This is a genomic window from Leminorella grimontii ATCC 33999 = DSM 5078 (assembly GCF_000439085.1).
Classification (GTDB): Bacteria; Pseudomonadota; Gammaproteobacteria; order Enterobacterales; family Enterobacteriaceae; genus Leminorella; species Leminorella grimontii.
Window position 1 is genome coordinate 163,554 of sequence record NZ_AUUA01000004.1, and the last position, 22,545, is coordinate 186,098.

The following is a 22,545-nucleotide window of genomic DNA, read 5'->3' on the forward strand; positions in this document are numbered from 1 at the left end:
ATTAATAGGGGGGGAACTTTGCGTATTGGCTCATGCTTGACTGCGCCTTAAAAGAAGGCATTAGCTTTCCAAACGTTCGTAGTAATTTTAAGCCGTTATCAATAATTTTCTCCTGAATAGAGCAATTGTGTAAAAATAGCGCTAGAATCGCCTGAAACGATCCACCTCCCGCAGTCAGGGGATGCGCCGGTTTTTCCGACGGCAAAAAATGTAGTCATGTAAGTAAAAAGAAGACATCAATGAACAGACGCGTAGCGACCATAACCCTTAACCCCGCCTATGACCTGGTTGGTCACTGCCCTAGCATTACGCTGGGAGACGTCAACCTGGTGAGAACGGCCGGGCTGCATCCTGCCGGTAAAGGTATCAACGTCGCCAAAGTTCTGAAAGACTTAGGGATTGATGTCACCGTGGGCGGATTTTTGGGGAAAGACAATCAGGACGGCTTTCAGCAGCTGTTTAGCGAGTTGGGCATCGCTAACCGTTTTCAGGTGGTGCCAGGGCGAACGCGTATTAACGTAAAGCTGACGGAAGCCAATAACGAAGTCACCGACTTTAACTTTTCCGGATTTCAGGTAAGTCCTACCGACTGGCAGCGTTTTACCGCCGACTCCCTGTCGTGGCTGGGGCAGTTTGACATGGTGGCCGTAAGCGGAAGCCTGCCTTCGGGGCTCGATCCAGAGGCCTTTAGCGAATGGATGCGTCAGCTGCGCGCCGTGTGCCCATGCATCATTTTTGACAGCAGCCGGGAGGCGTTTGCCGCAGGCCTGAAGGCGTCACCGTGGTTAGTCAAGCCCAACCGTCGCGAGCTGGAGATATGGATGGGGCATCCGCTGCCTACGCTGGAAGACGTCGTCTACGCGGCCCACGCCCTGCGCGAGAGCGGCATTGCCCACGTGGTTATTTCTCTGGGCATTGAAGGGGCTATTTGGGTTAACGCATCGGGCGCCTGGCTAGCGAAGCCGCCGTCCTGCGACGTAGTGAGCACCGTCGGCGCCGGAGACTCGATGGTCGGCGGGCTGATTTACGGCCTGCTGATGCGGGAGTCCAGCGAACATACGCTCAGGCTGGCGACCGCCGTGGCGGCGTTAGCGGTAAGCCAGAGCAACGTGGGTATTAAAGACCGCATGCAGCTGGCGTCGATGATGGCGCAGGTGGAATTGAGGCCCTTTGCATAAAAAAAGAGCGCATCGATAGGATGCGCTCTTTCTCTTCTTCATTTTTCGTCAGGCCGGTTCTTCAACCCGCTGCTGGCTTTTCAACCAAGCGATTTCGTCTTTCCAGATGTCCGGATTGGTGGTTTCCAGAACAAGAGGAATGTCGTTAAATCGGTCGTCGGCCATGATGTAGCTGAAAGGCGTTTTTCCGATATTGCCCATCCCCAGGCTGTTGTGGCGGTCAACTCGGCTGCCGAACTCGCTTTTGGCGTCGTTTAGGTGCATTCCCCGCAGGTATTTGAAGCCTACGGTGCGCTCGAAGCAGGCGAAGGTTTTCTCGCAGTCTTCTTTTGTGCGAAGGTCATAGCCCGCCGCAAAGGCGTGACAGGTGTCGATGCAGACGCCGACCCGGGTTTTATCCTCTACGCCGTCGATGATGGTGGCCAGGTGTTCAAACTTATATCCCAGATTGCTGCCTTGGCCCGCCGTATTCTCAATCACGGCGGTTACGCCCTGAGTGCTGTCCAGCGCAATGTTGATGGATTCGGCAATCCTCGCTAGACAGGCGTCTTCGTCGATTTGCATGAGGTGGCTGCCGGGGTGGAAGTTTAACAGAGTCAGCCCCAGCTGCTGGCAGCGGTACATCTCGTCAATAAAGGCCTCTCTGGACTTTTGCAGCGCCTCTTCGACGGGATGACCGAGGTTAATCAGATAGCTGTCGTGGGGTAGGATTTGCTGCGGGCGATAGCCGTACTGTTCGCAGGCGCTGCGAAAGTTGGCGATAACCTCATCCGTAAGGGGCGCCGCCTTCCACTGGCGCTGATTTTTAGTAAACAGCGCCAGCGCGGTGGCTTCAAGCTCATAGGCTCGGATTATGGCCTGATCCAGGCCGCCGGATGCGCTGACGTGCGCGCCGATATATTTCATCTCAGTTTCTCCTCCGTATTGGCCAAAGTATCGCACAACTTGGTTTACTTCGGCCAACGCGTTTTAGGCAGTGTCCCGTAGTTGTCTTCGACAACTACGGGACACTGCCTGGCAGAGGAGATGCGTTTAGAGGCTTAGCAGATGGACGGCCTTGTTAATCAGGGCTCCGCCAACGATGAGCCAAATGAACAGCAGTGCGGCCAGCAGCAGCGGCTTGACGCCCGCCTGCCGAATGGCGCTGACGTGGGTGGTCAGCCCCAGTGCGGCCATCGCCATGCATAGCATTACCGTATCAATGTCGATAATAACGCTGACGGCCTTAGTCGGTAACAGGCTTAATGAATTGAAGCCCGCAACGACGATAAACAGAACCGCAAACCACGGAATAACGATAGGTGAACGCTTCTGCGCAGCGCCAGCCGGAGTCGAAGCGCTTTCGCTGCGGTTCAGGTAACCGGACAGTAGAATGAGGAACGGCGCCAGCATCATCACTCTTATCATCTTGACGATGACTGCGCCGTTGGCCGCATCGTCAGAAATAGCGCGACCGGCGGCAACCACCTGGGCGACTTCGTGAACGGTAGATCCGATATAGATACCGAACTGGTTGTCGGAAAAGCCCAGCAGGTGAAAGGCGCCGTCCAGCTGGTGTAGCCAGGGATAGAGGAACATGGCGATAGTACCGAAGATGACAACGGTCGCTACGGCGACGGCTACCTTACTGGATTCCGATTTTACGACCGGGTCGGCCGCCATCACCGCCGCCGCGCCGCAAATGCTGCTGCCCGCACCGATAAGTATCGTAGTTTGTTTATCGATACCCAGAACGCGGTTTCCCAGCCATAGGGCTAAGAGAAACGTAGATCCCAGCGTTAGCGCGTCAATGACGATGCCGCTGGCGCCGACGTCAATAATCTGCTGAAAGGTCAGGCGAAAGCCGTACAGGATGATCCCTAAGCGCAGCAGCTTTTGCTTCGCTAACTGAACGCCTGCGTTGCTCGGGGCAGAAATGCTGGGATAAACCGTGTTTCCCAATACCATACCGGCCACGATCGCCAGCGTCAGCGCGCTAAGCCCAAGCTGCGAAAAAGACGGCAGCGTGGCGGCATACATTGACAGGGCGGTAATAACGCCAGTGAGTAAGAGCCCCGGTAGAAGAGCGGCGAGCCTGTTACTGAGCGGGGCGGTATCTATCATGTGTCGGTGACTTAGTGACATAAAAAAGGGTCCACATCGTGTAAATCATGACGGCAAGAATAAATCTATTGGCTATAAAAGAGAAATTGATTATATATTTATAACTAACCGGAATAAGTGGTAAAAGGTGAACCATGCACGTAACGCTAAGGCAGTTATCGATTTTTGTTGAGGTGCTTAAGAGCGGCTCGACGACGCAGGCCTCATCCGTATTGGCGCTTTCTCAGTCTGCGGTGAGCGCGTCCCTGTCCGATCTTGAAGAGCAGCTAAAGGTCTCTTTGTTTGACCGCGTCGGCAAGCGGTTGGTCGTCAATGAAAACGGCAGGCTGCTTTACCCTAAGGCGCTGGCGCTGCTGGAGCAGGCGACGGAAATCGAGCAGCTGTTTAATCATTCAGACGGAGCGCTGAGAATTGCCGCCAGCACTACCATCGGCAACTACATTCTCCCGGAGACGCTGGCGATTTATCGCCAAGACTTTCCCCACACGCCTCTAGAGCTGACGGTAGGAAACAGTCGAGAGATTATTCAGGCTGTCGCTGATTTTCGCGTCGATCTGGGGTTTGTTGAAGGTCCCTGTCACCACCCTGACTTAATTACTCGACCGTGGCTCAGCGACGAGCTGGTAGTGTTTGCCGCACCGGGCAGCCCGCAGGCGGAGGCCGGCGAGGTATCTCTTGAGGCGCTTATCGCCGCGCCCTGGATCCTGCGTGAAACCGGATCCGGTACGCGGGAAGTTTTGGAGCATAGCCTGATGCAGCATTTGCCCGGCGTTCGTCCGATCCTTGAATTAGGGAACTCAGAGGCTATCAAGCACGCCGTCAGGCATGGAATCGGCATTAGCTGCCTGTCTCGACGCGTGGTGGCGGAGCAGCTGGCCAGCGGTTCTTTGGTTGAACTTGTCACGCCCTTTGGCACGTTGGAACGTACGCTTTTTCTGATTTACCACCGACAGAAGCACCTCTCGGCCAGCCTGTTGCGATTTCTGTCCTGCTGCCGCTTTCCCGTTGATTTAATCGAAAAACGAGGGAAATAGAGGGTTACGACGCCTATTATGACCGCCAGCTTATAACTTTCCGACAGTTATGAACGAATCTTATATTGCGAGCTGAGCGGTTATCGCCGGATCTATCATTTGCTACAATCGCGCACCTTTAATATTGTGAACAAATGGGTTTTTAATGGCTCTGGCAGATACAAACACATCAACGGCAAAAGACGGCCACCGGCTTCGCCGTTCGCTAAAGGCCCGCCACTTAACGATGATCGCCGTCGGCGGCTCAATCGGAACGGGGCTGTTTGTCGCCTCAGGCGCGACTATCGCGCAAGCGGGGCCAGGCGGCGCGCTGCTGTCCTATGCGCTTATCGGCCTGATGGTCTACTTCCTGATGACAAGCCTCGGGGAGCTTGCCGCCTATATGCCGGTTTCCGGCTCTTTTTCTACCTACGGCGCCAATTACGTTGAGCCGGGATTCGGCTTTGCGCTGGGATGGAACTATTGGTACAACTGGGCGGTGACCGTCGCGGTTGACCTGGTTGCCGCGCAGCTGGTAATGCAGTACTGGTTCCCGGAAACGCCTTTTGGTATGCCGGATTGGATTTGGAGCGCGCTGTTCTTAACGCTCATCTTCTTCCTGAACTTTTTGTCGGTAAAAGGATTCGGTGAAGCGGAATTTTGGTTTGCGCTGATTAAGGTCGTTACCGTCGTTATCTTCATCGCGCTGGGCGTTTTGATGATCTTTGGCATCCTGAAGGGCGGCGAAAACTCCGGCTGGCACAACTGGACGATCGGCGATGCGCCGTTTGCCGGCGGCTTCTCGGCTATGATAGGCGTGGCGATGATCGTCGGCTTCTCATTTCAGGGCACTGAGCTTATCGGCATTGCCGCCGGTGAGTCAGCCGATCCGGGTAAGAATATTCCTCGCGCGGTGCGGCAGGTCTTTTGGCGTATTTTGCTGTTCTATATTTTCGCCATTCTTATCGTCAGCGTGCTTATCCCCTATACCGATCCGAGCCTGTTGCGCAACAATGAAACCGACGTCAGCGTGAGTCCGTTTACTTTGGTGTTCCAGCACGCCGGGCTGCTGTCTGCGGCGGCGATAATGAACGCGGTTATTTTGACTTCGGTACTGTCTGCGGGTAACTCCGGCATGTACGCCTCAACGCGCATGCTGTATGCGCTGGCGGCGGAAGGAAAGGCGCCGAGAATTTTCGCCAAGCTCTCTGCCGGTGGCGTACCGCGCAATGCGCTGATTGCGACGACGGTAGTCGCGGGGCTGTGCTTCCTGACTTCTCGCTTCGGTAACCAACAGGTCTACCTCTGGCTGTTAAACACTTCAGGGATGACCGGTTTTATCGCCTGGTTAGGCATTGCCGTTAGCCACTATCGCTTCCGTAAAGGATACGTTTCTCAGGGGCGTTCGCTGAGCGATCTGCCGTATCGCTCAGGTTTCTTCCCGCTGGGGCCGATTTTTGCCTTTGTCCTGTGTTTGATTATTACGCTTGGGCAAAACTATCAGGCGTTCCTTGAGGATAAAATTGACTGGACGGGCGTGGCCGCCACCTATGTTGGTATCCCGCTGTTTTTGGTCATTTGGTTTGGCTATAAGCTTGCTAAAGGAACTCGGTTTATAAAGTATAACGAGATGGAGTTTCCCAAACATATCGATCGCAATGAATAACGATCGTAGTCCCTCTTTTTAAGGCGGAAGTAAAAAGGCGTTTAACGGATAATGTTAACGCCTTTTTTATTTTCATTATAAGTTAATGCGTGAATGAATATAATCAGTATCGTGGCTTTAATAAAGCACATCTGCCATAAATATAAATATTTACTTATATAAAAATAAGTAATTGGTCATTTTAGGTAAATAATAACTTTTATTTATGATCTTTTTTATCCGTTAAAATAAGTCATACGTTGCATGTTTTCTCTTTTTAATTGTATTTATTGATTTTTTTGTGAACTTCCTCGTGTTGTTTCTTATGCGGAACTGGCCGCCGTTAGTATCACATATTAACCACTCTTGATCGGGGGTATGGCTTTCGTGTTATGCTTAATGCCTTGGTGAAATGTAAACTAATAATAAATTAATGTAGCCGATTTCTTATTCTATTCGGTTGGCACTTGGTCGTTTTTATATTGGTCTTATGCTCTATTTCTCATCTGTTTTAAATTCAGCCCTTCAGGATGTTAAGGTAAGAAAAGAATGAAAAGGATACTGCTGTTATCTGTTTTAAGCGCTTCACTATTGTTAGGAGGCTGTGCGTCATTACAGCCCGGCACGGGCCGCTCTCAAAGTTCCACACAGAATAGTTCCGCATCTTATTCCAAACAGTTCCAGTCATGCTTAACGCGCTTAGACACGGTAAGAACGCTGGATGCTAACGTTTATCATCAATATAAACAGCAGTTGGATAAAGATATGGAAGAGGCGACGCGCTATTTGAACGTGCGTTCTTCTTTGTCTGATGATATGTCGGGCGTTATGGACAGCATCTATCAGGCGAATCTTTCGCGAACCTGCCAAAAGATTGACTCTCAGCTAATGAGCCTGCTCATTGAGCGTGCCGACAGGAAGTGACGCCATGAAATTACGCAGCTACCGCTTTATAGGATTACTGAGCGTCCTGGCGCTGATGGGATGTGAAACGCTAAAGCCGACAGCGCCGGGGCAAGATGAGTTTGCGTTCAGCGCCCAGGGAAATGCCGTTCAACAGGGAATGCTAAGCGGCTTGCAGGGATATCTGGTTCAGCTACAGGCTCAGAGCAACGACGGCGATTTGATTTCACAGCGCCGACTGGGAGAGCTGCTGAATGCTTCGGGCCAAGAACATCAGGGAAAGGCGCTGCTTTTGAAAGCCGCTAACGGCGGCGATCTCGATCTTCAGGTACGTCAGGGGGATGAGGACTTTAGCCGCGCGGACTATGCCAAAGCGTTTTCTTGGTACAGCAAGGCGGCCGAGCGGGGCAACGGCCATGCGCAAAGCCAGCTGGCGTATCTTTATCTCAACGGGCTAGGTACGGTGAAAAGCCTTTCTCAGGCCGTTTATTGGGACAGGTTGGCGGCGGAAAAGGGAATCGCCCGATCCCAAAATAACCTCGGGGCGGCCTATACGCGCGGCGAAGGTATTGAAAAGAGCCCTGCTCAGGCCTTCTATTGGTATTCCAAAGCCGCAGAGCAGGGGACTACAGAAGCCCAGTTCAACCTTGCGGGTTCTTATTATCTGGGGCACGGCGTGGCGAAAAATGACGAGCTTTCCTACGTTTGGTACTCCTGCGTAGCGCACGGCGATGATGAGAAGCTTGCTGCAAGGGCAAAAGAGATGATGAAGAAAATTGCTCCTGAGCTTAAACAGATGGGGAAGTACGCTTCGTCTCAGAGGCTGGCTGAAGAATATATGGGGAAATACGGCGAACGGAGCTAGCCGCCGGGCCGTTTCTCATTTTGCGTAATAAGCGTGACGCTCGATCCTACATGCCGGTAGCCGTTCGTCTACCGGCCATTTTCTCTCCGACGACGCTCCTCCTTTTTTATATCATTTGTTGATAATCATTCTCCTTTGCATTATTGTTTGCATTCTTTTAGGCCACGGGAAAGGGGCTTTGTAATGAAGCTATTTAAACGTACATTGACGAAATGCGTAGGGGCTTCCCTCTTGCTGGGAAGTTCTTTGCTGTTAAGCGCGGGCGCATGGGCTGAAACCATTACCGACGTGGCGGGGCGCCAGGTTGAATTACCAAAAAAAGTTGACCGCATCCTTCTCGGCGAAGGCCGCCTCATTTATGCCGTCGCGCTGTTGGAAGGCGATAAGCCGCTTGCCCGCATTGCCGGTTGGCAGGGGGATTTCCGCAAGCTCGATCCGCACGCTTATGCCGCCTATAAGGCGAAGTTCCCTGAAATAGACGATATTCCTTTGATTGGCAACACCACCGCCGAAAGCGTCAGCGCGGAAAAGGTGCTGACGCTGCGCCCTGACGTTGCGGTGTTTGGCCTGTCCGGCCACGGGCCTGGGCGCAACAGCGAGCTGGTGGCTCAGTTGGAAAAGGCCGGCGTGCCGGTGGTCTTTATCGATTTCCGTACTTCTCCGTTGAAAAATACCGTTCCCAGCATGCGCATTTTGGGTAAAGCGCTGCATCGTGAAGCGCAGGCCGAACGCTATATCCAGTTTTATGAAGAAAACGTCGCCAAAATCACGAATGTGACGAAAGATATTGCCGAAGAGAACAAGCCTAAGGTGTTTATTGAGCTTAAAGCGGCGATGACCGGCGACTGCTGCAGCACGGCGGGCAACGGCAACATGGGCGATTTTATCGATCTGGCCGGCGGCAGGAATATGGCTAAAGGGCTTTTGCCGGGCGTGTTAGGCACGGTGAACCTTGAGAAAATCATTGCGACCAACCCTGACGTTTATATTGCCAGCGGCTCGCGTGCTGCCGACGCTAAAGATCCCGGCGTGAAGCTGGGGGCGGACGTACCCGAAGCGATTGCGCGCCAAAGCCTGCTTTCTATCCTTGACCGTAAGGGCATCAGCGCGCTTCCTGCGGTAAAAGAGGGAAGGACCTACGCCATTTGGCACAGTTTCTATAATTCGCCTTATAACGTTCTGGCGATCCAGGCGTTTGGCACCTGGTTCTATCCGGAGCAGTTTAAAGACGTCGATCCGAAAAAGACCATGGACGCGCTGTACAAAGAGTTCCTGGCGATTGAACCTTCGGGGACCTACTGGGTGGCCCCTCAGCCAGAAAATAAATAACTTCTAATTAGAAAAATATCGTAGCAATGGTCGTTAATGAATGAGCGTAAGTACAGATTTGATGAAAGCCGAAACGCCAAATGAACAAAGCGTAATGGGGCGCTACCGCCACATTTTGCGCAGGCGCCTGATGGTTCTACTTTTAGTCACGTTGGCTATTTTAGGATCGGTGGTGTTGGACTTTATTATGGGGCCTTCGGGCCTGACGATAGGGGAACTGTGGCAAACGCTATGGCAGCCGGAAACCGTTGACGCCGGTATTCAGGTTATCGTTTGGGATATCCGCTTGCCCTATGCGCTGATGGCGGTTGTCGTCGGCATGGCGCTGGGGCTTGCGGGCGCGGAAATGCAGACGATTCTCAATAACCCGCTGGCCAGCCCGTTTACGCTTGGGGTGTCTTCCGCCGCGGCGTTCGGTGCGGCGCTGGCCATCGTATTGGGGATAGGTATTCCCGGCGTCGATCCCCAGTGGTTTATTTCGGTGAACGCCTTTATCTTCGCTCTTCTTGCGGCCTTTATGCTGGACGCCGTTACCCGCTGGACGCGCGTAGCGACGTCCGGCGTGGTGCTGTTCGGCATTGCGTTGGTATTTACCTTCAACGCGCTGGTGTCCATGATGCAGTTTATTGCTTCTGAAGATACGCTTCAGGGGCTGGTGTTCTGGACGATGGGCAGCCTGGCGCGGGCAACCTGGATCAAGCTTGCTATTTTGCTGGCCGTTTTTCTGGTGCTGTTTCCGTGGTCTATGCTCAACGCGTGGCGCCTGACCGCGCTGCGTCTGGGCGAGGATCGTGCGATTAGCTTCGGCATTGATGTGCGCCGCCTGCGCCTGTCAACGCTTCTGCGCATCAGCATTCTGTCCGCGCTGGCGGTGGCGTTCGTCGGGCCGATAGGCTTTATTGGCCTGGTTGCGCCGCACATTGCTCGCCTGATTTTCGGCGAGGATCACCGCTTCTATCTTCCCGCCAGCGCGCTTATCGGTGCGTTAGTGCTTTCTATGGCCTCCGTTGCCTCTAAGAACCTGATCCCCGGCGTGATTATTCCCGTTGGCATCGTGACGTCGTTGGTCGGCGTGCCGTTCTTCCTGAGCATTATTCTGCGGCACAGGGGGCAAGTATGACGGGCGGACTACAGGCCAAGCACTTTTCTGCTGGCTATCCCAGAAGGCCGATTATTACCGACCTGGCTATTCCTCAACTGGAAAGAGGGGAAATTACGGTGCTTCTTGGGCCGAACGGCAGCGGGAAGTCGACGCTGCTGCGCGCTTTGGCCGGTTTGAATCAGGCCAGCGGCCAGCTGCTGCTGGACGGGCAGGATCTGATGCAGCAGCCCTTCTCCGAAAGGGCCAGACACGTCGTATACCTTCCCCAAACGCTACCGGCCGGCGTTCATCTTCACGTTCTGGAATCGATCGTGGTCGCACAGCGCGCGTCCGGCGGCGTAAGCGCTGGGCAGGGCGAGGCGGAAGTAATGGCGTTGCTGACGCAGCTTGGCATCTCGCATCTTGCTCTGAGCTATCTGGATCAGCTTTCCGGCGGCCAAAAGCAGCTTGTCGGGCTGGCCCAGTCGCTAATTCGTCAGCCTTCTTTGCTGCTGCTGGATGAGCCCCTCAGCGCTCTTGACCTTAACTATCAGTTCCACGTGATGGATTTGGTAAAGCGGGAGACGCAGCGCCGCAACATCATTACGGTGGTAGTGGTTCACGATATCAATATCGCTTTACACCACGCCGATCGGGTCCTGATGTTGAAAAACGGAGGCCTGGTCGCAAACGGCAGGCCGGAAGAGGTCATTACGCCGGAAAGCCTTGCGGAGGTTTACGGCGTGAGAGGGCGCATTGAGCGCTGCTCTCAGGGGCGGCCTCAGGTCATGATTGACGGCCTGGTTGGGCAAATCGTCAGCTGAGTTACCGCTTCCTTATCGATAAAAAACGCGCTAATGGCCGAGCCATTAGCGCGTTTTTGCTTATATGGCTATATCACGCCGTGGGGGCTCTTCTCGCCCGTTCCTGAACCGCCTGGCTTAGTAGCACATAGGCGCAGGCCACCATAAAACCGAGCATCGTTGACAGCGTGAGGATAATAGCCTTTCCGGGGCCATCCTTTTTAACCGGCCAGGAGGGGGTCATTTGATATCTGTAAGGCTGAAGCTTTGCGCCCCGAATGCTGATCCTTTCCATTTTATTCAAGCGCATTTCGCGGTTTTGAATAGAGGCGTTGAGCTGGGCGACGTCGGTAATCGACTGCTCTATTTTTAACTTTTGCGCCAGTCCGTCTGAGCCCAGCGCAACGGAATAGTCTGGGTCGTCTTTTACAGCCTGGCCATTGCTGTATACGGGCTGCTTGATCCCTGCGGCGTTAGCGACTTCCAGCGAGTAATTGAGGCGCTGAATGTTGATGTTGTGTTCATTTTCCAGCGCTTGGCGATCCAACCTGAGGCTATCTTTTTCGGCCCCAATCCGAAGCTCCAGCGCGCTGATAAGATTCCTGATAACGTCTCTTTCTACCGCGTTGGACACGTAGTCGATGTACCCTTCCAGAACGGACTGTGCGTCTTCCGAGTTATCGGCGGTAAAGCTGAGCGTCCAGGACGTATATGGGAGTGCGTCCTTTTTATTGGTCGAGTTATTGGAGATAAGCTTGAGCCTTTCCATCGCGCTAACCATCAGACGACGCCGTTCAATGGGCGTGGCCTCTTTTTCGCCGAACGCCTTCTTTATATATAGCGACCGGCTTAAATATTCTTCCTGCAGCGCAGGGGAGTCGAAGCGTTTTATAAACTGCTGAAAAAGCGTCGCCGAGTCGATATCAGCCTTGATGTCCAGAACCTGAAGTTCAACCAGCTCTTTTCTAAGCTGGATAAGCTCGGGCATTTCAGGAGGAACGACGATGGCTTGGCTTGTCCACTTTTGCGGTAAAACAAACGTGGCGACTAAGCCGATAACGGTGAAAGCAAAGGTAATGGCAATCAGGCTTTTTTTGGCCGAGAGAAGGGCCTCTAATAGAGTAAAGAGATCTATTTCATCCTGCTGTGGCGCAGGGGCCGGGTATTTGTTTAGCGTATTTTCTATAACTGACATATGTAGTCCCTTTGCCAAACATAAGACAGAAACAGTTTTGTCGGCAAGATTGTTAGGCGTAGCGCGTTGTTTAATCTGTTTCTTAATCGCACCTAATTTACTTCTTTATAATTTCACATACAAATAGTTACTTTGTGAAAATAAATATTAAATAATAGCCTGCATCTATTGACGTGTGCGGCACTTTGCCGATATTTAACTTTTTGGTACTTTTATTGAGGTAGAAGGCCCGCACCGGAACGTTTCTTATAAAACGGATTAAGCAACAAAAAACGAAATTTTTTTCTAAAACGTTATCGCCTGACAAACGTATTGAATAAAGCCAAGCGCCCAATATGTATACGATTCGTCGAACAATATAATTATAAATTTTTTATATAACAAATAGTTACTTCCTAAAAAGAGAGAGCTAATAATAGATAAAATCTATCATAAAAACAAAAATGATCGTTTTTAACGATCAATTATCTATTGTTTATCTTATTGATTATTAATAATAAAAATGGAGTCATTGCGTTGTGTTGAGATAAAAATATCGTGATTACAAAGTGTTGCTGCAACGCGATGGATACGGTCTGGTGTTGAAAAATTATTTAGCGAAAAGCGTATGCGGGAGGATTAAAAAAGAAATGGCAAATATAAAAAATCTCCCCTGAACGCGCGATTGAGTTAGCGCTCAGGGGAGATTAATGGCGTTGGAGACCGAATTGTCTAATTCAGTCGCACCTCTATTTTACCGACATTCCCGGTTTTGCGCCGCTGTCCGGCGTTAGCAGGAAGATGTCGCTGCCGCCGGGGCCTGCGGCCATCACCATGCCTTCTGATACGCCAAAGCGCATTTTTCTCGGCGCCAGGTTGGCGACCATCACGGTCAGGCGACCTTCAAGCGCTTTAGGATCGGGATAGGCGGACTTGATGCCGGAGAAGACTTGACGAGTTTCACCGCCCAGATCTAACGTCAGCTTCAAGAGTTTGTCCGAGCCTTCCACTTCCTCCGCCTGCTGAATCAAGGCAACGCGCAGATCGACTTTCGCAAAGTCGTCAAAGGTGATGGTGTCAGCGATCGGTTCATCGGCTAAAGGGCCTGCTGCGGGCGCTTTGGTCGCGCTTTGCATCGCCTGAAGGTCGGCTTTTGAGGACTCGACCATGGCATCGATTTGCGTGCTGTCGATGCGGTTGAACAGCGCTTTAAACGCGTTGACCCGATGGCCCAGCAGCGGCTGCTCGATGCCGTCCCAGTGCAGCTCTTGATTTAGGAACGCTTCGGCGCGCTCGGTCAAAGAGGGGAGCACCGGCTTGAGGTAGGTCATCAGCACGCGGAACATGTTGATGCCCATCGAACAGATTAGCTGAAGGTCTTCATCTCGGCCTTCCTGCTTGGCGACGACCCAGGGCGCCTGTTCGTCAACGTAGCGGTTGGCGATATCGGCCAGCGCCATGATTTCGCGGATAGCCTTGTTAAACTCCCGCTGCTCATAGTATTCCGCAATCGTCGCCGCGGCTTGGGTAAATGTCTTATACAGCTCGCTGTCGGCCAGCTTATCCGCCAGCTTGCCGTCGAAGCGTTTGCTTATAAAGCCCGCGTTGCGAGACGCCAGGTTGACGACCTTGTTGACGATGTCGGCATTGACGCGCTGGACGAAGTCTTCCAGATTCAGGTCGATATCATCAATGCGGGAAGAGAGCTTCGCCGCGTAGTAATAGCGCAAGCAGTCCGGATCGAGGTGCTTCAGGTACGTGCTGGCCTGAATAAAGGTGCCGCGAGATTTGGACATCTTCGCGCCGTTGACCGTTACATAGCCGTGAACGCACAGGTTGGTCGGCTTGCGGAACTGGCTTCCTTCCAGCATGGCCGGCCAGAACAGGCTGTGGAAGTAAACGATGTCTTTGCCGATAAAGTGGTAGAGCTCGGCCTCAGAGCCTTCGCGCCAGTATTCGTCGAAGCTCAGATCGGGACGCCGGCTGCACAGATTTTTAAACGAGCCCATGTAGCCAATCGGCGCGTCCAGCCAGACGTAAAAATATTTGCCCGGCGCGTCGGGGATTTCAAAACCAAAGTAGGGAGCGTCACGCGTGATGTCCCACTGCTGCAGGCCGGCGTCAAACCATTCCTGCATCTTGTTGGCCACCTGCTCCTGCAGCGCGCCGGAGCGAGTCCAGGCTTGCAGCATTTCTTGAAATGCCGGCAGGTCAAAGAAGAAGTGCTCGGTCTCACGCATGACGGGCGTCGCGCCGGACACTACGGAGCGAGGGTCGATAAGCTCCGTCGGGCTGTAGGTCGCGCCGCACACTTCGCAGTTGTCGCCGTACTGATCCTGCGCCTTACAGCGTGGGCAGGTGCCTTTAACAAAGCGGTCCGGCAGGAACATGGACTTTTCCGGGTCGAACAGCTGAGAGATGGTTCGGCTTTTGATAAAGCCGTTACTCTTTAAGCGACCGTAAATAAGCTCTGACAGCTCCCGGTTCTCTTCGCTGTGCGTAGAGTGATAGTTGTCGTAACTGATGAGGAAGCCGGCGAAGTCCTCCTGGTGTTCGCGGTTCATATCGTCAATCATGCTTTCCGGCGTAACGCCAAGCTGTTGCGCTTTGAGCATAATCGGCGTGCCGTGGGCGTCATCGGCGCAGATAAAGTTTATCTGATGGCCGCGCATTCGATGATAGCGAACCCAGATATCAGCCTGAATGTGCTCGAGAATATGACCGAGATGAATTGAACCGTTTGCGTAAGGGAGCGCACAGGTCACCAGTATTTTTTTCGCGACTTGAGCCATAGTTAACGTCTTAATCTTTATTGGTGAGTAATTGGGAACCTTCGATGTTAACTGATTGCGCCAGACTCGGCTAGGCCGTATCGCAGGGAAGGGCATATTTTTTACCTGCGGCTCTGCTTGCGGGGGAGCGCCGGCTTTTATTGGTAAAACCCGTTGATACCTTTGGGCTTGGCTTCTGTTATGCTAATAGACAGTGATTTCGCCATGCGGCCTACCGACGGCGAAACCTTTATTTGCTATCGTACTTGATAATAATAAGGAGTCGGGATGAGCGAACAATCCCAAAATGCGTTGACGCCAGACGCATTAAACCAGCTTGTGGCCGAGCGGCTTGCCGCGTTTAACCACCCAACGCTGAAGAAAAGCCTTGTCGAGATAAAAGCGCTGCACCACTGTGCGCTGTTGGATAACGTGTTGCACGTCGAGCTGCACATGCCGTTTGCCTGGCACAGCGGTTTTGAGGCGCTCAAGGCGGCGAAGGCCGATGAGCTTTTGAAAGCGACGGGGGCGAAATCCATTGAATGGAAGCTGGTTTGCAACGTCGTTACGCTGAAGCGGGCGAACGATCAGGCCGGCGTTAAGGGCGTCAAAAACATTATTGCCGTTAGCTCCGGCAAGGGCGGCGTAGGCAAATCCAGCACGGCGGTTAATCTGGCGCTGGCGCTGGCGGCGGAAGGGGCCAAAGTGGGCATCCTTGACGCTGATATTTACGGCCCTTCGATTCCCACCATGCTTGGAACAACGCATGAGCGCCCAACGTCGCCGGACGGCGAGCACATGGCGCCCATCGTTGCGCATGGTCTGGCTACCAATTCAATCGGTTATCTGGTTGAGGACGGCAACGCAATGGTATGGCGCGGCCCGATGGCCAGTAAGGCGCTGCTGCAGCTGTTGCAAGACACGCTGTGGCCCGATCTTGACTATCTGGTTATCGATATGCCTCCGGGAACCGGGGATATTCAGCTGACCCTGTCACAAAACATCCCGGTTACCGGTGCGGTTATCGTAACGACGCCGCAAGACGTCGCGCTGGTTGACGCCATGAAAGGGCTGGTGATGTTTGAGAAGGTGCACGTGCCGGTGTTGGGCATCATTGAAAACATGAGCATTCACATCTGCAGCAACTGTGGTCATCAGGAAGCTATTTTTGGCACCGGCGGCGCTGAAAAACTGATTGCAAAGCACGGCAGCCAGCTGCTGGGGCAATTGCCGCTGCACATCAGCATTCGTGAAGATCTGGACCGCGGGGAACCCACTGTTGTTGCCCAGCCGAAGAGTGAAAATAGCCTCTTGTATCGTCAGGTAGCGGCGAAAGTCGCGGCTGAACTTTACTGGCAGGGACAGACGATCCCTTCAGAAATCAACATCAGAACCATGATGTAACGCCCTTCATTGCAGCCTGCCTTCCGCGTGCGTCGACGTTTGCTTGTGGCGCACGCGGTTATTAAATCATATACTTAAAGATAGAAACGTCGCGCCGCATCAACGATTATTTTCACCACGCTTTTCCTTTTAACGTTCGCGTTAATAGGAAAGACGTTATGATTTTTCAATAGAACGTGCGAGCGTGAGCTCTTTCAACTATGGCCAGCCACGTTAAGACGCGCGCGTTCAATGTGATAAGCATTAAAAGTAACCAGAATAGGACAGACAGGAGTTTAACCGTAATGAGACTATGCGACCGGGATATTGAAGCCTATTTGGACAGCGGTAAATTAAGCATTACTCCGCGCCCTCCCGAAACGCGTATTAACGGCGCTACGGTTGACGTTCGCTTGGGAAATCAGTTTCGCGTTTTTAGCGGGCATACGGCGGCCTACATCGATCTTAGCGGGCCAAAAGAAGAGGTTTCCGCTGCGCTGGAGCGCGTGATGAGCGACGAAATTAACCTGACGGATGATGAACCCTTTTTTCTGCATCCGGGAGAACTGGCGCTGGCAGTGACGCTGGAGTCGGTGTCGATCCCCGATGACCTGGTCGGCTGGCTGGACGGGCGCTCGTCTCTAGCGCGTTTAGGGCTGATGGTGCACGTTACCGCCCACCGTATCGATCCGGGGTGGCAGGGTAAAATCGTGTTGGAGTTTTATAATTCAGGCAAGCTTCCATTGGCATTGCGTCCGGGAATGGTGATCGGCGCGCTGAGCTTCGAGCCGTTGAGCGGCCCTGCGGCTCGTCCTTACCACTGTCGTGAAGATGCAAAATATAAAGATCAGCAGGGCGCAGTCGCCAGCCGTATAGATAAAGACTAGCGTTCTCTCGCTAGTGAATACACTTGACAGTAACCATTGGGGATAGTTGGGGATAGATGTCATGAGACGATTTTTAACCGCACTCGTCATCGTTTTGGTTGTCGTCGTAGCCGGAATGAGCGCGCTGGTTCTACTGGTCGATCCCAATGATTTTCGCAGCTACATGGTGAAAAAGGTTGAGGACAAGACGGGATACCACCTGAAGGTTGAAGGCGACCTTCGCTGGCACGTTTGGCCCCAACTCAGCATTTTGGCCGGACAGATGTCGTTGACCGCGCCGGGCGCCGATTCACCGATTGTGAGCGCCGAGAATATGCGTCTGGACGTTGAGCTTATGCCGCTGTTTTCACATCAGCTGGTGGTAAAAAACGTCACGCTGAAAGGCGGCGTTATTCAGCTTCTGCCGCAAACGCAGGCGCAGACGGCAGAAAGCGCGCCGATTGCGCCGCCGGATGCAACGCAGGGGAAGGGCGTACCGGAGAACGGCAGCGCAGGCTCTCGGTGGGCGTTAGAACTTAATCAGGTGAAAATCTCTGACAGCATTCTGGTTTGGCAGCGAAGCGAAAATGACACGGTGACCGTGCGCGATATCAATATGACGCTGGAAAGAACCGATGACAGGGCCGCCGATCTTAACGTTAGCGCAAGGATTAATCGCGATCAGCGTGAGCTGGGTTTTTCTATGGACGGCGGTTTGAACCTTGTGGATTTCCCCCAGTCTTTAGCGGTGAATATCAGTAAGTTTGACTATCAGCTTCAGGGGGCGGGGATGCCCCAAAGCGGCATTAAGGGCGAAGGCGCTTTTGAGGCCGTTTATCAGCGTTCGCCTCAGTCCGTTCACATTGCGCCGCTATCGCTGACGGTAAACGACAGCCAGATTACGGCAGACCTCTCGGCGACGTTGGGAGAGACGCCGCATTATGCGCTGAAGGCAAACTCGGAAAGTTTGGATCTGGATGCGCTATTTTCGAACTCATTGGATAATAACGGTGGATCGGCGGTAAAAAATGAGACGCCGCGCCCGGTAACTTCTTCGGCGAACGGGCTTTCTGATGCGCTTGATTTGAGCGTGTTGAAGAGTTTTGACGCCACGCTTGAGCTTTCCGTGGGTTCTTTGACCTATCATAAAATCCCCCTGAGCGGGGTAAGCCTGAAAGCGGTGAATAAAGACGGCGTATTGACGCTGGAAAACGCGACGGCGAAGGCTTTCAGCGGTGAGTTCGACGCCAAGGGCAGCGTTGACGGCACGAAGGCGCAGCCGACGATAGCCTTGGCCCCTCAGATTAAGCACATTCAGCTGGGAGAGTTGCTGAAAACGCTGGGCTATCCGCAAACCATGACCGGGCAGTTGACGATGCAGGGAAACTTTAACAGCGTCGGCTCTGAGCTTACCAGCCTGGAGAACGGGTGGCGCGGAAGCGCCCATCTGGTGGTTGACGGAGCACGGCTGCACGGCCTGAACATTCAGCAGCTCATTCAGCAGGCCGTGACGAGAAGCAATAAGGACGTGAAGGGGATGGACAACTACGAGCGCTATACCGAGGTACAGCGGCTGGTTGTCGATACCGTGCTTAATCAGGGGCAGGTGAAAGTCACCCGCCTTAACGGTGCGTCTGAACTGTTAACCGTCGCCGGTACGGGAACGCTGACCCTGCCGAAGCAGTACTGCGACATGAACTTGAATATTCGAGTGACGAAAGGCTGGGGCGGCAAGTCGGAGGTTGTGAACATCCTGCAGAAGACCACAATCCCGCTTCGTATATACGGGCCGTGGAGCAAGCTTAGCTACCAGCTTAACGTCGATCAGATACTGCGAGACCAGTTAAAGAGTCAGCTTGGGCAAGCGCTCGACAAGTGGCTTGATAAGAACAAGGACAAGCAGGAAAGTAAAGACGCGAAAAAGCTGCTGGAAAAGCTCTTATAATCGACAGATAGTTAAAAACGGAAAGAGGCGCTTCATGCGCCTCTTTCTGTTTGAGGAGGAATTATTCCTCCTCGGGTTCAGGCTCAATCAGCGACGTAATGCGCACCTTCTGGATACGGTGGCTGCTGACTTCCAGCGGTTCGTACATCCAGTCTCCGATCTTGATTTGCTCACCCACTTCAGGAATACGCTGCGCGTGTTCCATCAGCAGGCCGGCGATGGTGTGGTAGTCGCGCTTTTCCTCAATCTCTATCGGAATATAGATAGTCAGGTCTTCCAGCGGCATATAGCCATTAACTATCCAACTGCCGTCGGCCTCGTGCTGAATGTCGTGGCGGGCGTCCAGATTTTCGCCGTGTACCGGCAGGTTTCCCGCGATGGTTTCCATCACGTCGGTGAGAGTAACGATCCCTTCGACAGAACCAAACTCATCGACAACGAACGCGAAGTGCGTTTGCGCTTGACGAAACTGTTCCAGCGCCATGAGCAGAGAAACGGTTTCCGGGAAGATCAGCGGTTGCTTAATCAGCGCGCGAATGTCCAGCGTTGGCTCAGACAGCTGCTGCTTTAGCAGGTCGTTGACGTGTATCACGCCTAGCGGTTCGTCCGCGGCGCCGTCTTCTGTCACTACCATGCGCGTATGCTGGTTGCGATGCAGCGTTTCGCGGATAGCTTCTTCCGGTTCGCTCAGATCCAGATCTTCGATGTCGTGGCGGGAAGTCATGATGCTTCCCACCGAACGCTGCGCCAGCCCCAGAACGCGCTCTATCATGTGGCGTTCCTGGCGGTTAAATATTTCGTCGCTGTCGCCCTTGTGGCTGTCGGCTATCAGATTTGCCGAATGGCTGTCCAGCTCTGCGTCTTCGTGCTTACCGCTGAGCATGCGAAGCACCGCTTCTGCCGTGCGCTGGCGAAGAGGCCTGCTGGAGGAAAGGTACTTACGGCGGTTGGCCAGAGAAAGCTGGTTAAACACTTCAATAAGGATTGAAAAGCCGATAGCGGCGTACAGATAGCCTTTAGGAATGTGGAAGCCGAAGCCGTCGGCGACCAGGCTGAAGCCGATCATCAACAGGAAGCTTAAGCACAGGATCACGATCGTCGGATGTGCGTTCACAAAGCGCGTCAGCGGCTTACTGGCCATCAGCATCAGCGCCATGGCGATACAGACGGCAATCATCATGACCGCTAGGTGATCGACCATCCCTACTGCGGTAATGACCGAGTCGAGGGAGAACACTGCGTCCAGCACGACGATTTGGGCGACGACCGCCCAGAACTTGGCGCCTTTATGGGCCGTAGTATCCTCATGGTCTTTGCCTTCCAGCTGTTCATTAAGCTCCATGGTGGCTTTAAACAGCAGGAACAGGCCGCCCACCAACATAATGAGGTCCCGACCGCTGAAAGGATGGTCGAACACTCTGAATAGAGGGGCCGTTAAGGTCGACAGCCAGGATATGCTGGCTAACAGAACCAAACGCATCAGCAGCGCCAGAGCAAGTCCGACGACGCGTGCGCGATCGCGTTGGTGTTTGGGAAGCTTGTCCGCCAGAATGGCGATGAAGACCAGGTTATCTATACCAAGAACGATTTCAAGGACGACCAGCGTTGCCAGGCCGGCCCAAATAGTTGGATCAGCGATCCATTCCATAAGTCAGGTGGTTACCTTCATGTAAAACAGCACGTGCTGCCCTTTCATTGTAGGGGCTAAACCGCATCGCGACAATCTTTTCTCTTATTGTTAACGATATTGACAGTGAAACTGACCAACATGGCTGATTTATTCTTATGAATACCAAATAACCATCTAAGGAAGTGGGGTGTCACAATATAAGCTTTTGTGAGTGGCGTGAAGAATGCGCAGCCGCAAAAAATAAAATGTCATCGGCGACAATTTCTCTGATAGCCATTTCTAACTTACCAATTACGGTATTGGTAAGTTATGATAACTTTATCTTTATATATTGTTCACGGTTATGCCCGTGAGTCTCCCCTGTCAGTGAGGTGTTTATATGTCTAAGCAGCAAATTGGTGTCGTTGGCATGGCGGTAATGGGCCGCAATTTGGCGTTGAATATTGAAAGCCGCGGCTATTCCGTTTCTATTTTTAACCGCTCGGCGGATAAAACCGACGAAGTCATTGCTGAAAACCCGGGAAAGAAGCTGGTTCCCTGCTATAGCGTAGAAGAATTCGTTAACTCACTGGAAAAGCCGCGCCGCATTCTGCTGATGGTGAAGGCGGGCGTTGCCACCGATAAGACTATCGAGTCTCTCAAGCCTTATCTGGATAAGGGCGATATTCTTATCGACGGCGGTAACACCTACTTCGAAGACACCATTCGCCGTAATAAAGAACTTTCTGCCGAAGGCTTTAACTTTATCGGTACCGGCGTTTCAGGCGGTGAAGAGGGCGCGCTGAAAGGGCCTTCCATTATGCCCGGCGGGCAAAAGGAAGCCTACCAGCTGGTGGCGCCGATCCTTGAGAAAATTGCCGCCCGCGCCAACGGCGAGCCCTGCATTACCTATATCGGTGCAGACGGCGCCGGCCACTACGTGAAAATGGTTCACAACGGCATTGAATACGGCGATATGCAGCTGATTGCCGAAGCCTATTCTCTGCTTAAGCAGGCGGTTGGCCTGACGAACGACGAGCTGGCCGATACCTTCTCGGAGTGGAACAAGGGAGAATTGGACAGCTATCTTATCGAGATCACGGCGGACATCTTCCGTAAGAAGGACGAAAGCGGTCAGTATCTGGTTGACGTGATCCTGGACGAAGCGGCCCAGAAGGGAACGGGGAAGTGGACCAGCCAGAGTTCGCTCGATCTTGGCGTTCCGCTTTCGCTGATTACGGAGTCGGTGTTTGCCCGCTTCCTGTCTGCGCTGAAAAACGAACGCGTAGCGGCGTCAAAAGTGCTAAGCGGCCCGGCACCGGTGGCGTTTAGCGGCGATAAGGCCGAGTTCATCGAGAAAGTGCGCAGGGCGCTCTATTTGGGGAAAATTGTTTCTTATGCGCAGGGCTTTGCTCAGCTGAAGTCGGCTTCCGATGAGTACCAGTGGAGTTTGAACTACGGTGAGATTGCCAAGATTTTCCGAGCTGGCTGTATCATCCGCGCCCAGTTCCTGCAAAAAATTACCGATGCTTACGCTGAGAATGGCGATATCGCCAACCTGCTTCTGGCCAGCTACTTCAAGAAGACCGCCGATGAGTATCAGCAGGCGCTGCGCGACGTTGTCGCCTATGCCGTTTTGCACGGCATTCCTACGCCAACACTTTCAGCGGCGATCGCCTACTATGACAGCTACCGTGCGGCGGTGTTACCGGCTAACCTGATCCAGGCACAGCGCGACTACTTTGGCGCACATACCTATAAACGTACCGATAAAGAGGGTGTTTTCCATACGGAATGGATGGAATAACACCGTCAACGTTATAAAAAATCCGGCCTGGCCGGATTTTTTGCCTATAGTGACAAAAGAGAAATTCTTT

At 53.0% G+C, this 22,545-nt stretch carries 17 protein-coding genes; 12 read left to right on the forward strand and 5 right to left on the reverse strand.

The genetic code is table 11. The annotated features are described in order from the left end of the window. The first annotated feature begins 239 nt into the window (after positions 1–239). A complete protein-coding gene (gene fruK / locus G544_RS0109895) occupies positions 240–1,178 on the forward strand; it encodes a 1-phosphofructokinase (protein WP_027274451.1) in 939 nt (312 codons plus the stop codon). A gap of 48 nt (positions 1,179–1,226) precedes the next feature. Here the strand turns inward: fruK and nfo are convergent, their stop codons facing one another. Next, positions 1,227–2,084 carry a deoxyribonuclease IV gene (nfo, locus tag G544_RS0109900; RefSeq protein WP_027274452.1) on the reverse strand — a complete coding sequence of 286 codons (858 nt, stop codon included), beginning with the start codon at positions 2,082–2,084 and terminating at the stop codon, positions 1,227–1,229. Between the two features lie 126 nt (positions 2,085–2,210). Beyond that, entirely contained in the window at positions 2,211–3,302 is a 1,092-nt protein-coding gene (locus tag G544_RS0109905; RefSeq protein ID WP_027274453.1) for a YeiH family protein, read from the reverse strand. Positions 3,303–3,415: 113 nt separating this feature from the next. Here G544_RS0109905 and yieE point away from each other — a divergent pair, with 113 nt between their 5' ends. The 7 genes from yieE to G544_RS0109945 all read left to right on the forward strand — a co-directional run bounded on the left by yieE (position 3,416) and on the right by G544_RS0109945 (position 10,941). Next, positions 3,416–4,315 (forward strand): DNA-binding transcriptional regulator YeiE, encoded by a 900-nt coding sequence (gene yieE / locus G544_RS0109910; RefSeq protein WP_027274454.1) that lies wholly within the window; start codon positions 3,416–3,418, stop codon positions 4,313–4,315. A gap of 145 nt (positions 4,316–4,460) precedes the next feature. After that, the gene (locus G544_RS0109915; RefSeq protein ID WP_027274455.1) at positions 4,461–5,960 is read left to right on the forward strand and encodes an amino acid permease; all 1,500 of its coding nucleotides are present in this window, start codon (positions 4,461–4,463) and stop codon (positions 5,958–5,960) included. A 528-nt stretch (positions 5,961–6,488) separates the two neighbouring features. Beyond that, positions 6,489–6,863, forward strand: a complete 375-nt coding sequence (locus G544_RS0109925) for a hypothetical protein (RefSeq protein ID WP_027274456.1) — start codon at positions 6,489–6,491, stop codon at positions 6,861–6,863. Between the two features lie 4 nt (positions 6,864–6,867). Then, the gene (locus tag G544_RS21315) at positions 6,868–7,707 is read left to right on the forward strand and encodes a tetratricopeptide repeat protein (protein WP_051155678.1); all 840 of its coding nucleotides are present in this window, start codon (positions 6,868–6,870) and stop codon (positions 7,705–7,707) included. Positions 7,708–7,890: 183 nt separating this feature from the next. Beyond that, positions 7,891–9,036 carry an ABC transporter substrate-binding protein gene (locus G544_RS0109935; protein WP_027274457.1) on the forward strand — a complete coding sequence of 382 codons (1,146 nt, stop codon included), beginning with the start codon at positions 7,891–7,893 and terminating at the stop codon, positions 9,034–9,036. Between the two features lie 40 nt (positions 9,037–9,076). Further along, positions 9,077–10,156 (forward strand): FecCD family ABC transporter permease, encoded by a 1,080-nt coding sequence (locus G544_RS0109940; protein WP_027274458.1) that lies wholly within the window; start codon positions 9,077–9,079, stop codon positions 10,154–10,156. Next, the gene (locus G544_RS0109945; RefSeq protein WP_027274459.1) at positions 10,153–10,941 is read left to right on the forward strand and encodes an ABC transporter ATP-binding protein; all 789 of its coding nucleotides are present in this window, start codon (positions 10,153–10,155) and stop codon (positions 10,939–10,941) included. The genes G544_RS0109940 and G544_RS0109945 overlap by 4 nt, the downstream gene beginning before the upstream one ends. Positions 10,942–11,014: 73 nt before the next feature. Here the strand turns inward: G544_RS0109945 and wzz(fepE) are convergent, their stop codons facing one another. Further along, complete coding sequence (gene wzz(fepE), locus G544_RS0109950; protein WP_027274460.1) at positions 11,015–12,115, reverse strand: LPS O-antigen length regulator Wzz(fepE); 1,101 nt, start codon at positions 12,113–12,115, stop codon at positions 11,015–11,017. 728 nt (positions 12,116–12,843) lie between these two features. Beyond that, positions 12,844–14,886 carry a methionine--tRNA ligase gene (gene metG / locus G544_RS0109955; RefSeq protein ID WP_027274461.1) on the reverse strand — a complete coding sequence of 681 codons (2,043 nt, stop codon included), beginning with the start codon at positions 14,884–14,886 and terminating at the stop codon, positions 12,844–12,846. 267 nt (positions 14,887–15,153) lie between these two features. Between metG and apbC the strand changes: the two genes are divergently transcribed. From apbC to asmA, 3 genes are all read left to right on the forward strand, one after another. Further along, positions 15,154–16,269, forward strand: coding sequence for an iron-sulfur cluster carrier protein ApbC (gene apbC, locus G544_RS0109960; protein ID WP_027274462.1), 1,116 nt, complete (start codon positions 15,154–15,156; stop codon positions 16,267–16,269). 284 nt (positions 16,270–16,553) lie between these two features. Beyond that, on the forward strand, positions 16,554–17,135 hold the full coding sequence (dcd, locus tag G544_RS0109965; protein ID WP_027274463.1) for a dCTP deaminase: 582 nt from the start codon (positions 16,554–16,556) through the stop codon (positions 17,133–17,135). Positions 17,136–17,196: 61 nt separating this feature from the next. Further along, positions 17,197–19,059, forward strand: a complete 1,863-nt coding sequence (gene asmA, locus G544_RS0109970) for an outer membrane assembly protein AsmA (protein WP_027274464.1) — start codon at positions 17,197–17,199, stop codon at positions 19,057–19,059. Positions 19,060–19,120: 61 nt separating this feature from the next. On the opposite strand, the gene G544_RS0109975 is transcribed toward asmA, so the two are convergent. Beyond that, complete coding sequence (locus G544_RS0109975; protein ID WP_027274465.1) at positions 19,121–20,707, reverse strand: TerC family protein; 1,587 nt, start codon at positions 20,705–20,707, stop codon at positions 19,121–19,123. A 361-nt stretch (positions 20,708–21,068) separates the two neighbouring features. Between G544_RS0109975 and gndA the strand changes: the two genes are divergently transcribed. Beyond that, positions 21,069–22,475, forward strand: a complete 1,407-nt coding sequence (gene gndA / locus G544_RS0109980) for an NADP-dependent phosphogluconate dehydrogenase (protein ID WP_027274466.1) — start codon at positions 21,069–21,071, stop codon at positions 22,473–22,475. Positions 22,476–22,545 lie beyond the last annotated feature (70 nt).

Excerpts from the sequence above, each read along its gene's own strand:
- fruK (WP_027274451.1), top strand. The coding sequence starts at position 240 with ATGAACAGACGCGTAGCGACCATAACCCTTAACCCCGCCTATGACCTG.
- nfo (WP_027274452.1), bottom strand. The coding sequence starts at position 2,084 with ATGAAATATATCGGCGCGCACGTCAGCGCATCCGGCGGCCTGGATCAG.
- G544_RS0109905 (WP_027274453.1), bottom strand. The coding sequence starts at position 3,302 with ATGTCACTAAGTCACCGACACATGATAGATACCGCCCCGCTCAGTAAC.
- yieE (WP_027274454.1), top strand. The coding sequence starts at position 3,416 with ATGCACGTAACGCTAAGGCAGTTATCGATTTTTGTTGAGGTGCTTAAG.
- G544_RS0109915 (WP_027274455.1), top strand. The coding sequence starts at position 4,461 with ATGGCTCTGGCAGATACAAACACATCAACGGCAAAAGACGGCCACCGG.
- G544_RS0109925 (WP_027274456.1), top strand. The coding sequence starts at position 6,489 with ATGAAAAGGATACTGCTGTTATCTGTTTTAAGCGCTTCACTATTGTTA.
- G544_RS21315 (WP_051155678.1), top strand. The coding sequence starts at position 6,868 with ATGAAATTACGCAGCTACCGCTTTATAGGATTACTGAGCGTCCTGGCG.
- G544_RS0109935 (WP_027274457.1), top strand. The coding sequence starts at position 7,891 with ATGAAGCTATTTAAACGTACATTGACGAAATGCGTAGGGGCTTCCCTC.
- G544_RS0109940 (WP_027274458.1), top strand. The coding sequence starts at position 9,077 with ATGAGCGTAAGTACAGATTTGATGAAAGCCGAAACGCCAAATGAACAA.
- G544_RS0109945 (WP_027274459.1), top strand. The coding sequence starts at position 10,153 with ATGACGGGCGGACTACAGGCCAAGCACTTTTCTGCTGGCTATCCCAGA.
- metG (WP_027274461.1), bottom strand. The coding sequence starts at position 14,886 with ATGGCTCAAGTCGCGAAAAAAATACTGGTGACCTGTGCGCTCCCTTAC.
- apbC (WP_027274462.1), top strand. The coding sequence starts at position 15,154 with ATGAGCGAACAATCCCAAAATGCGTTGACGCCAGACGCATTAAACCAG.
- dcd (WP_027274463.1), top strand. The coding sequence starts at position 16,554 with ATGAGACTATGCGACCGGGATATTGAAGCCTATTTGGACAGCGGTAAA.
- asmA (WP_027274464.1), top strand. The coding sequence starts at position 17,197 with ATGAGACGATTTTTAACCGCACTCGTCATCGTTTTGGTTGTCGTCGTA.
- G544_RS0109975 (WP_027274465.1), bottom strand. The coding sequence starts at position 20,707 with ATGGAATGGATCGCTGATCCAACTATTTGGGCCGGCCTGGCAACGCTG.
- gndA (WP_027274466.1), top strand. The coding sequence starts at position 21,069 with ATGTCTAAGCAGCAAATTGGTGTCGTTGGCATGGCGGTAATGGGCCGC.